The organism is Actinomadura rupiterrae, assembly GCF_024172125.1.
Taxonomy (GTDB): Bacteria; Actinomycetota; Actinomycetes; order Streptosporangiales; family Streptosporangiaceae; genus Spirillospora; species Spirillospora rupiterrae.
In genome coordinates this window covers 25,246-40,309 of sequence record NZ_JAMZEA010000009.1, presented here as the reverse complement: position 1 = coordinate 40,309, position 15,064 = coordinate 25,246, and the positions used below count along the sequence as shown (strand labels likewise).

Below are 15,064 nucleotides of genomic sequence, written 5' to 3'. Positions count from 1 at the left end.
GATGATCGAGAAACTGCTGGTCGCCAACCGCGGCGAGATCGCCCGCCGCGTCTTCCGGACCTGCCGCGACCTGGGTGTCGCGACGGTCGCGGTGTTCTCCGACGCCGATGCCGGCGCGCCGCACGCGCGGGAGGCCGATGCGGCCGTCCGGCTGCCGGGGGACGCGCCGTCCGGCACCTACCTGCGCGCCGAGAGGATCATCGAGGCGGCGCGGGCGGCGGGCGCGGACGCGGTCCATCCCGGCTACGGGTTCCTGTCGGAGAACGCCGGTTTCGCGCAGGCGGTGATCGACGCGGGGCTGACCTGGGTCGGGCCGCCGCCCGCGGCGGTCGCGGCGATGGGCTCCAAGATCGAGGCGAAGCGGCTGATGGCGGCGGCCGGGGTGCCGGTGCTGCCGGAGCCGGACCCGGCCGCGGTGATCGCGACGGACCTGCCGATCCTGGTGAAGGCGTCGGCGGGCGGCGGCGGGCGCGGGATGCGGGTCGTCCGCGACCTGGCCGAGCTGGACGAGCAGGTCGCGGCGGCCGGGCGCGAGGCGGCGTCGGCGTTCGGCGACGCGGCGGTGTTCTGCGAGCCGCTGCTGGAGCGCGCCCGGCACATCGAGGTGCAGATCCTGGCGGACGCGCACGGGACGGTGTGGGCCCTGGGGGAGCGGGAGTGCTCGATCCAGCGCCGGCACCAGAAGATCGTCGAGGAGGCGCCGTCCCCGGCGGTGTCGCCGGAGCTGCGCGCCGAGCTGTGCGCGGCGGCGGTGAACGCGGCCAAGGCGATCGAGTACGTCGGCGCGGGCACGGTCGAGTTCATGCTCGCGCCGGACGGCCGGTTCTTCTTCCTGGAGGTCAACACCCGGCTGCAGGTGGAGCATCCGGTGACCGAGTGCGTGTACGGGCTGGACCTGGTCCGGTTGCAGCTGGAGGTCGCCGAGGGCGCGCGGCTGCCGGACGAGCCGCCCGCGCCGCGCGGTCATGCGATCGAGGTCCGGTTGTACGCCGAGGACCCGGCGCTGGACTGGCGTCCGGCCAGCGGCGTCCTGCACGCTTTCGACGTCCCGGACGTGGACGCGCGTTTCGCGGTTCCGGCCGGGAGCGGGCTGAGGCTGGACGCGGGGTACGAGACGGGCGGCGAGGTCGGCGTCCACTACGACCCGATGCTCGCCAAGCTGATCGCGTTCGCGCCGACCCGCGCCGCCGCCGCGCGCCGACTCCGTCAGGCGCTCGCGCAGGCGCGGCTGCACGGCGTCACCACGAACCGGGACCTGCTCGTCCGGGTGCTCGGCGAGGCGGCGTTCCTGGCCGGGGACACCCACACCGGCTACCTGGACGAGGTCGGCCTCGACAAGCTGGCGCAGCCGCTCGCGGACGAGCGGGCCGTCAGGTTGTCGGCGCTGGCGGCGGCGCTCGCCGAGGCGGCGGCCAACCGCGCGAGCGCGCCGGTGCTGGGCGGGTTGCCGTCAGGGTGGCGGAACCTGCCGTCCCAGCCGCAGCGCAAGGCGTTCGAGGGCGGGATCGAGGTCGCGTACCGGCTCACCCGTAACGGCCTGGTCGCCGAGGACGGCGTGGCGCTGGTGGAGGCGTCCCCCGAGCTGGTCGTCCTGGACGCAGCGGGTGTCCGGTACGCCTTCGACGTGCAGGCGGCGGGCGGCCGGGTGTTCGTGGACTCGGCGCTCGGCCCGGTGGCGCTGACCCCGGAACCGCGTTTCGCCGACCCGAGCGACCTGGTCGCACCCGGTTCGCTGCTCGCGCCGATGCCGGGCACCGTCGTCCGCGTCGAGGCCGAGCCGGGCGCGGACGTCGCGGAGGGGCAGACGCTGCTCATCCTGGAGGCGATGAAGATGGAGCACCGGATCGCCGCACCGGCCGCCGGGACGCTGGCGGAGCTGAACGTGACGCAAGGGCAGCAGGTCGAGGCCGGATCGGTCCTCGCTGTGATCTCCGAAGGGACCCCCCACAAGTGAGCTTCATCGAGACCGAGGAGCGGCGGGCGCTGCGCGCGGCGGTCGCCGAGCTGGGCGGAAAGTACGGGCCGGACTACTACGTCCGCAAGGCCAAGGCTGGGGAGAAGACCGACGAGCTGTGGGCCGAGGCAGGACGGCTCGGCTACCTCGGCGTGAACGTCCCGGAGGAGTACGGCGGCGGGGGCGGCGGCATCGGCGACCTGGCCGCGGTGTGCGAGGAGCTGGCCGCGGCCGGGTGCCCGCTGCTGCTGATGGTGGTGTCCCCGGCGATCTGCGCGACGATCATCGCCCGGTCCGGCACCGAGGCGCAGAGGAAGCACTGGCTGCCGCGGTTCGCCGACGGCTCGGTGAAGATGGCGTTCGCGATCACCGAGCCGGACGCCGGGTCCAACTCGCACCGGATCACCACGACGGCGCGGCGGGACGGCGACGGCTGGGTCCTGTCGGGGCAGAAGACCTTCATCTCCGGCGTGGACGAGGCCGACGCGGTGCTGTTCGTCAGCCGCACCGAGGACCAGAAGGGCAACCTGCGGCCGTCGCTGTTCATCGTCCCGACCGACGCGCCCGGCTTCACCTACACCCCGATCGAGATGGAGATCCTCTCGCCGGAGAAGCAGTTCATCTGCCACCTGGACGAGGTGCGGCTCCCGTACGAGGCGCTGGTCGGGGACGAGGACGGCGGGCTGCTGCAGTTGTTCGCCGGGCTCAACCCCGAGCGGATCATGGCGTCGGCGATGGGCGCCGGCATCGGCCGCCTCGCCCTCGGCAAGGCGGTCGGCTACGCCAAGGAGCGGCAGGTCTTCAAGACGCCGATCGGCGCGCACCAGGGCCTGGCGCACCCGCTCGCGCAGGCGAAGGTCGAGCTGGAGCTGGCCCGGCTGATGGCGCAGAAGGCCGCCTGGCTGTACGACGAGGGCGACGACATGGGCGCGGGCGAGGCCGCGAACATGGCCAAGTACGCCACCGCCGAGGCGGCGATCCACTGCGTCGACACCGCCATCCAGACGCACGGCGGCAACGGCCTGACCACCGAGTACGGCGTCGGGATGCTCGCCGGGGTCGTCCGGCTCATGCGCATCGCCCCGGTCAGCCGCGAGATGATCCTCAACTTCGTCGCCCAGCACTCCCTGGGCCTGCCGAAGTCCTACTAGTCCTCGCGAGGCCTACCGGCCCCCGCGCCCCGTCCGGCGTTAGGTGGAGGCGGGCTCGGTGTCGGGGGCCGGGCGGAGCGCGTCCAGGAGGGCGCGCATGTCGGTGAGGGCGGCGCGCGCGTGCTCGGCGACCTCGCGGAGCGCGGCGGGATGGTCGGCGTCCGGGTCGGCGAGGGCGTCCTCGGCCACCCGGACGAACCGGGCCGTCCGCTCCAGGACGGTCCCGCGCAGCCCTTGCGTGACGCGATGCCGTTCGGCCGTGACGGCCGCGCCGGTGCGCGCCGCCATGGTCTCCAGCGCCGCGTTCTCCCAGCGGTGCCCGCGCGTCACGACGGCCTTGCCGACGATCCAGGCGGGCAGGAAGCACACCAGACCGGCGCCGTAGCCGATGAGCAGGCCGGGCACGAGCATCGAGCCGCCGGACAGCCGGACGAGCATGGCGGCGAGCGTCGCGGCCCAGGCGAGCGCCGCGACGAACGGCGCGGGCCAGGCAGGGACGCCGCGCCGGGCGTAGGCGGCGACCGCGTACACGGCGCTGACCAGCGTGGTCGCGCCGATGAGCAGCAGGCCGGTCATGGCCGCCCGGGACGTCCCGGCCGTCGCCGACCACAGCACGTCGAAACCGGTCGTCCAGGCCAGCACGGCGTAGGGGGCGTGCCGCCGCCACCACAGCGGCAGCGCGCGCAGGACGAACGCGGCAACCAGCAGCATCCCCGACCAGGCCGACCAGCCGGGCAATACCTGCTCGGGCGGGACGAACGCCACGAACGCGGGCAGCAGGACCGACTGGGCGATCAGGACGCCGTCCACGACCTCGGGCCAGCCGTGGCCGCGCCGCCCGTCCGCCAGCGTCGTCGGCAGGACGGCCCGGACCCGCCAGCCCCCGCCGGCGCGCGGCCCGGCGTCCAGCGTCCCGCCCAGCGCCTCGGCGCGCGAGCGCATCCCGGCGACGCCCCGGCCGGTCCCGAGCGGCGGCACGTACCCCTCGACCGCAGGCAGGCCGTTGCCGACCTCGATCTCCACCGCGCCCGGCAGGTACCGGACGGCGACGTCCACCGCCGCGCCGGAGGCGTAGCGCATCGCGTTGGTCAGCGACTCCTGGACGATCCGGTACGCCGCGGTCACCACCTGCGGCGGCAGCCGCCGCGCGCGGCCCTCCACGTCGAGCGCGACCGGCGTGCCGAGCCGCCGGATCCCCTCGCAGAGCGGCGGCAGCAGCCCCGGCAGCCCCTCGGCGGCCTGCTCCTCGGGCTCGACCTCGTCCACCAGCCGGGCCAGCGCCGCGAGCACGTCGCGGCCGGTCCCGGCGGCGGTCTCCAGCGCGTGCGCGGCCAGCGCCGCGTCCGGGACCGCCGCGGCCGCGCCGCTGTGCACGATCACCGCGCTCAGGTGGTGGCCCGCCACGTCGTGCAGGTCGCGGGCCAGCCGCTCGCGCTCGGCAGCGCCCGCGGCGGCGTGCTCGCGCTCGGCCGCCGCCAGCTGCTCGGCCAGCCCGGCCCGGCGCGCCCGCCGCTGGCGGCGCAGCTGGCCGAGCGCGGTGAGGGCCAGGAGCATCAGCGCGTCCACGACCGTGTCCAGGGCCCAGTCGCCGACGCCGTCCGCGCGGAACGCGGCGGCGACCTCGTGGATCACGTATGCGGCCGCGCAGCCGAGGAGCGCCTTGCGCCGGTCGCTGTGCGCGGCCAGGGAGAACAGCGCGACCCACAGCGCGAAGTCGGTCGCCGGGACCTCCATGGCGTGGATCATCACGGTGCCCGCGTCCCCGACGACCACGATCATCATGAGCACCGGCAGCGGCCGGACGCGCCGCCAGACCAGCGCGGCGTCCATGAACAGCACCAGCGCGACCAGGGCGATCCAGCCCGTCCGGTCGCGCGGCACCAGGAAGTCGTCGCCGAGGGACATCAGCGCGGCGATGCCCAGCTGCGGCGGGACGAGCAGCAGCGGCACGCCGACGTCGGCGGGACCCGGCCACCCGGGCGGCCTTCCCCGCAGGCCGCTCGCCGCCGTCCTCCCGTCCAGTGTGAGATTCCCCCGAAAAGTCACTCAATGACCCTAGCGTCCGGGGATGGCAGCTCGCGCCGCCGTAAAGGGCCAGGTCAGGTGAGGTGCGCGACCTGCTCGGCCAGCGGGACGGGCGCGCCGAGCCGGTTGTCGATCTCGTCGTGCGGGACCGGTGGCGGCTCGTCCGGGCGCATCCGGGCGGTGAACGCCCCGAACCCGGCCAGCTTGCCCGCGTCGCGCGGCAGCCCGCGCGCCTCCAGCCGGTGCCGCAGCGTCGCCGCGTCCGACCTGATCCACACCAGCCGGACGGGCGGGCCGCCCAGCCCGTCCACCCACGCCGCCCACCGCTCCGGCGAGCGGATCTGGCCGGTGAACGGGCCGCTGAGCAGCACCGGGCAGCCGTAGGAGCGGATCTCCCGCGCCGTGGCGGTCAGCCCCGCGTACTCGTGCGCCTTGACGTGCTCGTCGTACCAGGGCCCCTCGCGCTCGCCCGGGTCCCGCCCGGCCGCGGCGAGCGTCGCGGCGACGAACGGCCCGTACAGGGTGTCCTTGTCCAGCAGCGCCGGGACGGGCCGCAGCCGCGCCAGCAGCAGCCCGGCGACCGTGCTCTTCCCGCCCCCCGGCGCGCCCGCCACCACCCACACGGTGGCGGGCGCGGTGCGCGTCATGCGGGGAGGCGGTGGTGCTCGCGGGCCAGCCGGACGATCGCGTCCTCGTCGATCACGTGCCCCAGGCCCGGCTGGGTCAGCGGCACGCCGACCACCCCGCCGGACGAGCGGACCGGCGGCGTCACGAACACCGGGCCGCCCGCCGGGTCGGTCACCTCGCTGGGCAGCGTCACGCCCGGCATGGACGCCAGCGCGACCGCCGCGGCCTGCCCGATGCCGAAGGCGCCCGCGCCGGTGCACCACACCTCCCAGCCCGCCGCGTACGCGCGGTCGTGCGCCGAGCGCGCAGCCGTGAGCCCGCCGAACCGGGCGGGCCGCAGGTTCAGCGCCCGGCCCGCGCCGAGGTCGATCGCGGCCTCCAGGGTGTCGCGGTCGCCGATGTCGGGCGCGACCGCGGCGTCCACCCGGCCCTGGAGGCGGGCGTGCGCGGCCAGGTCGTCGGCGTCGAAGGGCCGCTCGACGGCGGTGACGCCGTAGCCGTCCAGCGCCGCCAGCGCGTCCAGGTGCGCGGAGGACTCGGTGTAGCCGTGCCGGCCGTCCACCACCAGCGCCAGCGCCGGGTAGGCCGCCCGGATCTCCCGGATCGGCTCCACGTCCCAGCCGGGCCGGATCTCCACCGTCACCCGCGTGTGGCCCGCGCCGATCGCCCGGTTCACCCGTCCCACGACGGTGTCCAGCATCGCGTCGGGGGAGATCCGCGCGGCGGTCACGATGGAGGTGCGGGTGCCACCCAGCGCGTGCGCGAGCGGCTCGCCGCGCCCGCGGCACCACAGGTCCCAGCAGGCGGTGTCGACCGCGGCGGCGGCGCCGCTGGTGCCGAGGTCGGCGACCGCCGAGACGTCCTCGGGACGGTCCCAGTCCAGCCCGATCAGCGCCGGCGCCATCCGCTCGGCGATGTCGGCCCACGCCGGGCCGGCGCCCGCCGCCTCCTCGGGCACCGCGACCTCGCCCCACCCGACCGCGCCGTCCGCGCCGGTCAGCCGGACCAGGATGCTCTCCGGCCGCCGCCCGCGCGGCATCGCCACCCGGAAGGTCTCACAGCCCTCGATCTGGGGCACCCGCACCCGTCCTCACGCTCGTCGAACCGTTCCCACCATGATCCCCCCTGCCGGGCCCGTCCCGTCCACCGCCCGTCCGGGGGCCGCCTCAGCGGCGCAGCAGCCGCCGGAACAGCGGACGCGGCGGACGGCGCTCGTACCCGCCGTCGGAAAGCCCCGCCAGCCGCTCGAACGGGTTGTAGCTGGCAGCGTCCCCGCAGACCACCAGCGACACACCCGCGCAGGCCAGGTAGGGCACCAGCATGACCGGGCCGAGGCACCAGGCGTACTGGGTCGCGTGCCGCGCCTCGTGCGCCAGCAGCGGCGGATCGGCGGCCAGCCCGGCCGCGTCGCCGCGCGCGATGACCACGTTGCCCATCGTGAACGCGGGCGCCGCGGGCACGGGCAGCCGGTAGCCGCCCGCCAGCAGCAGCCCCTCCGGGCCCCGCGCCGGCGCCGCGCGGGGCCGGGTGCCGGCCCGCGCGAGCAGCAGCCCGAGCGGGGTCGACAGGTTCGCCCAGTTCGCGATCCGCCGGAGGCGGTGCACCGCCCTCACACCGGGAGTGTTCCCCGGATCACGACGGGCAGATCGAGTCGAGCGAGATCGGCTTGGCCCGGTCGTGCCCGGACGCGTCCGTGCCGCCTCCGCCGCTTCCCGAGGGGGAGCCGGACGGCGTGTCCGAGGGCGACTCGGAGGGCGAGTCCGACGGGGACGCCGACGGCGACCCGGACCCGGCGGGCGATGCCGCGTCCGACGGCGAGCCCGACGGCGACCCCGACGGCGAGGGCGACGGGGACGGGTTGGACTCCATCACCTTGGCCGCCAGCTTGCGGATCAGCGCGAAGTCGGGGTTGCCGGTGCTGATCAGCGGCGGGACGAAGGCGAGGGTGCTGATCTGCGCGCCGTCCTTGACCTTCTCCGACAGCTTCACCAGCGCCGGCAGCAGCTCCTGCGGGATGTCGGTGGAGATCGCCCGCTTGGTGGCCTCGGCGAGCTTGTCGAAGCGGGTCAGCACGGTCGTCGGGTCGGCCTGCCGGGCGATCGCGCGCAGCAGGCACTTCTGCCGGCCCATCCGGGTGTAGTCGTCGCTGTCGGTGCGCGAGCGCCCGTACCAGAGCGCCTCCTTGCCGTGCAGGACGCGGTCGCCCGGCTGCAGCACGCCGCCCTGCAGCCCGTACGGGATCGGCTGGGTGATCTTGATCTTGACGCCGCCGACCGCGTCCACGATGTCGGCGAAGCCGAACATGTCGACCATGATGTAGTAGTCGATGCGCTGGTGGAGGATGCCCTCCAGGGTCTGCTTCAGCAGCGTCGGGCCGCGGTGGTTCTTGGCCACCCCCGGCACCATGTCCGGGTGGTCCTCGGCGTACTGGAAGACCTCGTTGAGCAGCCCGGGCGTCTCCGGGCCGTCCCCGGTGAAGCCGTCGGGGAAGCGGTCGCGGGCCGGGCCAGGCGGCATCTGGAAGTGCTCCAGGTTGCGCGGCATGCCGAGCAGGACGGTCTCGCCGGTCTTGGTGTCGACGCTGGCGACCGTCATGGAGTCGGTGCGGGTGCCCTCGCGGTCGTAGGCCGAGTCGCTGCCGAGCAGCAGCACGTTCACCCGCGACTGCCCGTTCCAGGGGTCGCTGGCGTCGATCTCCTTGGCGCCGTTGGTGCCGCCGGCGTGGAAGATGCTGGTGAGGGTCGAGCGCGCGACGTAGGTGGTGTGCGCGGCCCAGGACACCGGGACGGCGACCGCGAAGCACAGCACCGCGACCACGGCCGCGCCCGCCGTCCGCGCCGGCGCCGACATGCCGCCCGGGCGGGTGATCTGGTACGAGCGGATGATCACGCACAGCCAGACCAGGCCGACCACCAGCATCCCGGCCGCCGCGGCCGACAGCAGGTCCGGGCGCACGGCCAGGTGCAGCAGGTCGGGGCGGTAGACGGTGTACCAGACGGCCAGGCCGACCACCAGCGCGACGAACAGCCCGACCAGCGTCCCGCCGAACCTGCGGCGGCCCGTGCACAGGTGGGCCACGCCCCACACCAGCGTGGAGGCCGCGGTGAGCCCCAGCGCGCGGGGGAGCCCGCCGGACCCGGAGTCCCCGGGGTCGCCGGCGGAGCCTCCGGCCGCCTCGTCCGGCCCCGGGCCCGCCTCCGCGTTCCGGCGGTTCCGCCGCGCCGGTCGACTCGTCATGGACGCTCCACTTCCCTACGCGCACTCAATTCAGGCATAGAACTACATTTAGGACGCGCAAATCCGGGTCAAGGTTGCGAAAGTAGTCGTCCGAATACGTGCGGTACGTGCTCCTGCCAAGTGCCGCCAAGAATAGGCACTTCGCCGGGCTTGCGCGCGTCCGGACGGCCCCCGCCGCACGGAATATTCGATCATGTCCGTACCCCCGGCGCGGCCCGGATCGGCCGCCCCGGGGAAACAGTGCAGGTCAGCGGAGCGAACGGTTACCAGGACGTGGCGAGCGGCATGCCCTCGGCATAGCCCGAGGACGACTGGACGCCGACCACCGCGCCCTCGTGGAACTCCTCCAGCGTCCGCGCGCCCGCGTAGGTGCACGAGCTGCGCAGCCCGGCCACGATCGAGTCGACCAGGTCCTCCACGCCGGGCCGCTGCGGGTCCAGGAACATGCGCGAGGTGGAGATGCCCTCCTCGAACAGCGCCTTGCGGGCCCGGTCGAACGGCGAGTCCTCGGCGGTGCGCAGCCGCACCGCGCGCGCCGAGGCCATCCCGAAGCTCTCCTTGTACAGCCGCCCGTCGGCGGCCCGCTGCAGGTCGCCGGGCGACTCGTAGGTGCCGGCGAACCAGGAGCCGACCATCACGTTGGACGCGCCGGCGGCCAGCGCGAGCGCCACGTCGCGCGGGTGCCGGACGCCGCCGTCCGCCCAGACGTGCCGGCCCAGCCGGCGCGCCTCGGCCGCGCACTCCAGCACCGCCGAGAACTGCGGCCGGCCCACGCCGGTCATCATCCGGGTCGTGCACATCGCGCCCGGGCCGACGCCGACCTTGACGATGTCGGCGCCCGCCTCGATCAGGTCGCGGGTGCCCTCGGCGGTCACCACGTTGCCCGCCACTACCGGGACCGACGGGTCCAGGCCGCGGACGGCGCGCAGCGCGCCGATCATCTTCTCCTGGTGGCCGTGCGCGGTGTCCACCACCAGCAGGTCGGCGCCCGCCTCCAGCAGCGCCTTGGCCTTGCCGGCGACGTCGCCGTTCACCCCGACCGCCGCCGCGATCCGCAGCCGTCCGGCGGCGTCCACGGCGGGCTTGTACAGGGTGGCGCGCAGCGCGCCGGTGCGGGTCAGCACGCCCACCAGGCGGCCGCCGCCGTCCACCACCGGGGCGAGCCGGTGGCCGCGGGCGTGCAGCCGCTCGAACGCCTCGCGCGGGTCGATGCCCGCCGGCAGCGTCACCAGGTCGCGCGACATCACATCGCGCAGGTTGGCGAACCGGTCCACGCCCATGCAGTCGGCCTCGGTCACCACCCCGACCGGGCGGTCGTCCTCGACCACCACGACCGCGCCGTGCGCCCGCTTGGGCAGCAGCGCCAGCGCCTCGCCGGCGGTGTCGGACGGGGACAGCGTGATCGGGGTGTCCACGACCAGGTCGCGGGACTTCACCCAGGAGATCACCTCGGACACCACGTCCACCGGGATGTCCTGCGGGATCACCGCGACACCGCCCCGGCGGGCGATGGTCTCGGCCATGCGGCGGCCCGAGACCGCCGTCATGTTCGCCACCACGAGCGGGATCGTGGTGCCGCTGCCGTCCACTGCGGACAGGTCCACCTCGAGGCGGGACCCGACCGACGAGCGGCGCGGGACCATGAAGACGTCGTTGTAGGTGAGATCGTGAGCGGGTCGCTCACCGTTCAACAGGCGCACGGCTGTTCTACACACCAATCGCGGTTCCGGGTGGCTGGGCCACCGTACATTGTGAGCCATACCCGACCATGCTCGAACCAAGCGCCTAGATCACTCGAACCAAGCGCCTGGATCAGCCGTTCCCGCTCGTGACGGCGCCGCTGAGCCGCCGCGGGACCCGTCCGGGAGTGTCCGCACGGCGCCGGGCGGCGCGCGCGCCTGCGGGCCGCTCAAGGGGCGCTCAAGGGCGGCTCAAGGGGCGCGGGGTGGACGGCGAGGTCTCGCACGGTGACGAAAACGTGGCCGCGAGGTGATCGTCCCTTGGGTTCCGCGGGCCGCCGCAGGCCGCTGCCGACCAGCATGGACACCCCTGCGGCACGGGGCTTACGGGGCCTTGCTCTCTGTGAAGTCACCTCTTGACGTTCTTGCGCGCTCGATGCACTTTTCTTACATGAGCCTCGCGCGGACGGCCCATGCGCCGTAGCAGGCGTCACAGCAGAAGACCGGGAGCCAACGCATGCCAGTGACGCTCGTCGCCCCGGTCCGGCATGCCCGCCGCCGGGGCGGGAGTGACGATCGCCACGCCCGCGCGCGTCCGGCCCGGGCGCCGTCCCGCGCGGTGCGGCGGGGCGCGTTGCGCTCCCGCGCGCCCGCGCGCCGCCCCGCATTCGTCGCCGTGCGGGCCGTACGCCGACGCTTCGACGGCGGCCGGGACCGGCGAACACGAGCAAGATCAATATTTGACGGCAGACCGCCGTGAAATGGAATGATCTTGCAGTTCCGACAAAAAGTTTCATCGCATCGCGAGGAGGACAGCCGTGCTGGATGCGGTCGACGCCGTGCTCGTCCGCGAGCTCCAGCGGGATGGCAGAGCGACCTTCCAGGCGCTCGCCGACCGGGTGGGGCTTTCCCGCACGGCAGTGCGGGCACGGGTGCAGAGCCTGCTGGAGACCGGGGTGGTCCGGGTCGTCGGCATCGTGCACTCGGCGGTGGTCGGGGCGGAGGCGGTCGGGCACGTCTCGATCACCGTGGCGGGCCCCGCCCGCGACGTGGCCACCGCGGTCGCCGAGCGGCCCGCCGTCGGGTTCACCGCGCTGACCGCCGGGCCGCACGACCTGGTCGCCCAGGTCCGCACCCGGGACGACGCCGCGCTCGCCGCCGAGGTGGACCACATCCGGTCGGTGCCGGGCGTGGAGGCCACCGAGGTGTTCCGCACCGTCACCACCGTCCGGGACGCGCACGCGGTGGTCCGCCCCCTGGACCGGATCAGCCTGGACGACATCGACTGGCGCCTGCTGCAGGAGCTGCAGCGCGACGGCCGCGCCCCCTACACCCGGCTCGCCGACATCATCGGGCTCTCGCAGGCGGCCACCCGCGCCCGCGTCGTCCGGCTGATGCGCTCGGGCGTCATCCAGGTCACCGGCCTGGCCGACCCCCTCGCGCTCGGCGCCGCCGAGCTCGGCGGGTTCGGGCTGGTGGTCACCGGGGCGCTGCGCCGGGTCGCCGAGGCCGTCGCCGAGCAGGAGGGCGTGCGGTACCTGGCCACCGGGTTCGGCCGCTACGACATCGTCGGCCAGGCCGAGGCGTCGTCGCGGGCCGAGCTGGTCGGGGTGCTGGACGCCGTCCGGGCGATCCCCGGCGCGACGGTCCGCGAGTCCTGGCACCACCTGGACGTGGTCAAGGAGTCCTACGCCGTCGAGCTGCCGGACAAGCCGCCCAACGGCGACACCCCGGCCTGACCCCGGGCCCCGGACGCCCCCGGCGTCCGGGGCTCACTCACGCGATACGCGGGTGCCGCTCGGTCGTACGGGCTCGGCGCTCGGTTGCGGCCCCGGGTGCCGGGGGTCAGTCGCGTTGCAGGGAGGCCTCTTCGAGGTCGAGTTCGTGCAGGACGCGGGCCAGCACCGCGTCGTCGATCCGGCGGTCGTCGCGCATCCTGACGAACGTGGCGCGCTCGGCGGTGAGCATCTCGCGGCGCAGCCGCCGGTAGGTCACGCTCGGCACCTCGCCGCCGTCCGGGCCGGTGCCGCCGCCGAGCCGCTCCCAGGCGCGCAGCTGCCGGTGCTCGGCCAGCTGCCGCAGCCGCGCGACCACGTCCTCGTCCAGGTCCTCCTCGGCGGCCAGCTCGTCCAGCCGGTTCAGCGCCGCCGAGGCCGCCGCGTGCTGCGCGCCCGCCTCGGCGACGGTGTCGGTGTACTCCTCGCGGCCGCCGCGGATCCGCAGCATCCGGATCAGCGCGGGGAAGGTGAGCCCCTGCACCAGCAGCGTCGCCAGGACGGTCGTGAAGGTCAGGAACAGCACCAGGTCGCGGTCGGGGAACGGCGCGCCGGACCGGGTCGTGAACGGGATCGCGAACGCCGCCGCCAGCGACACCACGCCGCGCATCCCGGCCCACCCGACCACCACGTGCCCGCGCCAGCCCGGCGAGTGCGGGTCGTCCACCGACCGCGTCGGGTTCAGCTTGGACGGCACGTAGGACACCGCGAACAGCCAGGCGAACCGCGCGACGACCGTGACCGCGAAGGTCACCAGCGCCCACCACGTCAGGCTCGTCCAGGACCGCTTCGCCACCGCGTCCAGCACCGGCGGCAGCTGGAGGCCGATCAGCAGGAACACCACCGACTCCAGCAGGAAGACGACGACCTTCCAGAACGAGTGCCCGATGAGCCGGGTGATCGCCGGCGAGTCGGTGAACCGGTGCCCGAGGTACAGGCCGCTGACCACCACCGCGATCACGCCGGACGCGTGCACCGCCTCGGCGATCAGGTACGCGCCGTAGGGGGCGAGGACGGCGGCGGCGTTCTCCACCAGCGGGTCGCGCAGCCGCGTCCGCAGCCAGTGCAGCGGCGGCCCGAGGACGAGGCCGACCAGCGTGCCCGCGACCGCCGCGTAGGCGAACCGGCCCGTGCCGTCCAGCCAGGTGAACCCGGCGCCGGTCGCGGCGGCGACCGCGACCCGGAAGGCGGTCAGCGCGGTCGCGTCGTTGAACAGGCTCTCGCCGACCAGGATCGTCACCGTCCGGCGCGGCAGCCCGAGCCGCTGCGCGACGCTGACGGCCGCGACCGCGTCCGGCGGCGCGACGATCGCGCCGAGCACCAGCGCGACCGGCAGCGGCAGCCCCGGCACGGTCATGTGCATCACCCAGCCGACCGCCAGCGTGGTGAACAGCACCAGCCCGACCGACAGCAGCGCGATCGGCCGGATGTTGTCGCGCAGGTTGACGTAGCTGCTCTGCCAGGCCGCCGAGAACAGCAGCGGCGGCATGAACACGAACAGCACGAACTCCGGGTCGAGCTGGAAGTCCGGCACCCCCGGCACGTAGGAGAGCAGCAGGCCGCCGATCACCAGGGCCAGCGGCGCGGCGATCCGGGTCCGGCGGGCCAGCGCGGCCACGGCGAGGGCGGCCACCGGCACCGCCAGCAGCCACAGGGCGTGCGTCGTCTCCACGCCCCGATCATGGCACGCCCCCCGCACCGCTCGGACCGCCGGCAGTGCGGGTCAGGAGCGCAGGTCAGGGGTGGTGGACGGGGCGGGGGTTGTCCTTGGCGAAGGCCAGGAAGTCGCGGGCGGCCGGAGGCAGCTGCCGGTGCGCGTGGACGATCCCGACCAGCCGGGTCAGCGGCGGCATGAACGAGCGGACCGCGAGGCCGCCGGTGTCGTCCAGCTGGTTGCGGTACCAGAGCAGCGAGCCCATGCCCGCGCGGACGCAGCCGAGCCACGCGCCGCGCTCCTCCGACTCCACCGCGGCGACCGGGGACGCCCCGGCACGCTCCAGCATCATGTCGATCTCGGCGCGCGGCGCGGTGCCGCGCGCGGGCAGGATCAGCTTCATCCCGTTCAGCGCGGCGGTCGGGACCGGCTCGCGCAGCTTCAGCCCGGGCGGCGACACCAGCACCACCTCGCGCTGGTCGACCGGGTGCGCGACCAGGTCGCCGGGCACCGGCAGGTCGGTCAGCGCCAGGTCGGCGCGGCCCTGCCGCAGTGCCGCCGCCGCGTGCGTGGCGCCCGGGCAGCGCACCACCCGGACCCGGACGGCGGGCTGGTCGCGCGCGAACCGGGGGATCAGCCGCCCGGTCAGCTCCGGCTCCAGCGACAGCGTGGTCGCGATCCGCAGGTCCGCGCCGCGGCCGCCGGCGCCGCCCGCCGACAGGCTCTCGATCGACTCGACCGCCGACAGCGCGACCCGCGCGTGCCGGACGACCTGCTCGCCCGCCGCGGTCAGCACCACGCCCCGCCCGGACCGGGCGAACAGCTCGACGCCGAGCTCGCGCTCCAGCTCCCGGACCGCCCGGGACAGGGCGGGCTGGGCCACGTAGAGGGCCTGGGCCGCCGACGTCATCGTGCCGTGGTCGGCGGTCGCCACGACATAGCGCAGCTGCCGCAGATTCATG

Annotated in this window: 11 protein-coding genes; 3 read left to right on the top strand and 8 right to left on the bottom strand. The window is 75.0% G+C overall.

The window, feature by feature from the left end:
* Window position 1: 1 nt before the first annotated feature.
* On the top strand, window positions 2-1,954 hold the full coding sequence (locus FHU30_RS30390) for an ATP-binding protein (protein ID WP_253880875.1): 1,953 nt from the start codon (window positions 2-4) through the stop codon (window positions 1,952-1,954).
* Window positions 1,951-3,105: an acyl-CoA dehydrogenase family protein gene (locus FHU30_RS30385; RefSeq protein WP_253880410.1), complete on the top strand. Its 1,155-nt coding sequence runs from the start codon at window positions 1,951-1,953 to the stop codon at window positions 3,103-3,105. Before FHU30_RS30390 ends, FHU30_RS30385 begins: the two co-directional genes overlap by 4 nt.
* Before the next feature lie 39 nt (window positions 3,106-3,144).
* Here the strand turns inward: FHU30_RS30385 and FHU30_RS30380 are convergent, their stop codons facing one another.
* From FHU30_RS30380 to FHU30_RS30355, 6 genes are all read right to left on the bottom strand, one after another.
* Window positions 3,145-5,151: a sensor histidine kinase gene (locus FHU30_RS30380; RefSeq protein WP_253880409.1), complete on the bottom strand. Its 2,007-nt coding sequence runs from the start codon at window positions 5,149-5,151 to the stop codon at window positions 3,145-3,147.
* A 53-nt stretch (window positions 5,152-5,204) separates the two neighbouring features.
* Window positions 5,205-5,777, bottom strand: a complete 573-nt coding sequence (locus FHU30_RS30375; protein ID WP_253880408.1) for a P-loop nucleotide/nucleoside kinase family protein — start codon at window positions 5,775-5,777, stop codon at window positions 5,205-5,207.
* Entirely contained in the window at window positions 5,774-6,835 is a 1,062-nt protein-coding gene (locus tag FHU30_RS30370) for an enolase C-terminal domain-like protein (RefSeq protein ID WP_253880407.1), read from the bottom strand. Before FHU30_RS30370 ends, FHU30_RS30375 begins: the two co-directional genes overlap by 4 nt.
* Before the next feature lie 88 nt (window positions 6,836-6,923).
* Entirely contained in the window at window positions 6,924-7,370 is a 447-nt protein-coding gene (locus tag FHU30_RS30365) for a hypothetical protein (RefSeq protein WP_253880406.1), read from the bottom strand.
* Between the two features lie 19 nt (window positions 7,371-7,389).
* Complete coding sequence (locus FHU30_RS30360) at window positions 7,390-8,994, bottom strand: LCP family glycopolymer transferase (RefSeq protein ID WP_253880405.1); 1,605 nt, start codon at window positions 8,992-8,994, stop codon at window positions 7,390-7,392.
* A gap of 263 nt (window positions 8,995-9,257) precedes the next feature.
* Entirely contained in the window at window positions 9,258-10,694 is a 1,437-nt protein-coding gene (locus FHU30_RS30355; protein ID WP_253880404.1) for a GuaB1 family IMP dehydrogenase-related protein, read from the bottom strand.
* Between the two features lie 797 nt (window positions 10,695-11,491).
* On the opposite strand from FHU30_RS30355, the gene FHU30_RS30350 reads away from it, so the two are divergent.
* Complete coding sequence (locus FHU30_RS30350) at window positions 11,492-12,412, top strand: Lrp/AsnC family transcriptional regulator (protein WP_253880403.1); 921 nt, start codon at window positions 11,492-11,494, stop codon at window positions 12,410-12,412.
* 106 nt (window positions 12,413-12,518) lie between these two features.
* Here FHU30_RS30350 and FHU30_RS30345 read toward each other — a convergent pair whose 3' ends face one another.
* Together FHU30_RS30345 and FHU30_RS30340 are read right to left on the bottom strand one after the other, a co-directional pair.
* Window positions 12,519-14,120, bottom strand: coding sequence for a Na+/H+ antiporter (locus tag FHU30_RS30345; RefSeq protein WP_253880402.1), 1,602 nt, complete (start codon window positions 14,118-14,120; stop codon window positions 12,519-12,521).
* Window positions 14,121-14,184: 64 nt separating this feature from the next.
* Window positions 14,185-15,063: a LysR family transcriptional regulator gene (locus tag FHU30_RS30340; protein ID WP_253880401.1), complete on the bottom strand. Its 879-nt coding sequence runs from the start codon at window positions 15,061-15,063 to the stop codon at window positions 14,185-14,187.
* Window position 15,064 lies beyond the last annotated feature (1 nt).

What these genes read in the sequence shown, in the direction of transcription:
- FHU30_RS30360 (WP_253880405.1), bottom strand. Translation starts at nt 8,994, where the DNA reads ATGACGAGTCGACCGGCGCGGCGGAACCGCCGGAACGCGGAGGCGGGC.
- FHU30_RS30375 (WP_253880408.1), bottom strand. Translation starts at nt 5,777, where the DNA reads ATGACGCGCACCGCGCCCGCCACCGTGTGGGTGGTGGCGGGCGCGCCG.
- FHU30_RS30340 (WP_253880401.1), bottom strand. Translation starts at nt 15,063, where the DNA reads ATGAATCTGCGGCAGCTGCGCTATGTCGTGGCGACCGCCGACCACGGC.
- FHU30_RS30390 (WP_253880875.1), top strand. Translation starts at nt 2, where the DNA reads ATGATCGAGAAACTGCTGGTCGCCAACCGCGGCGAGATCGCCCGCCGC.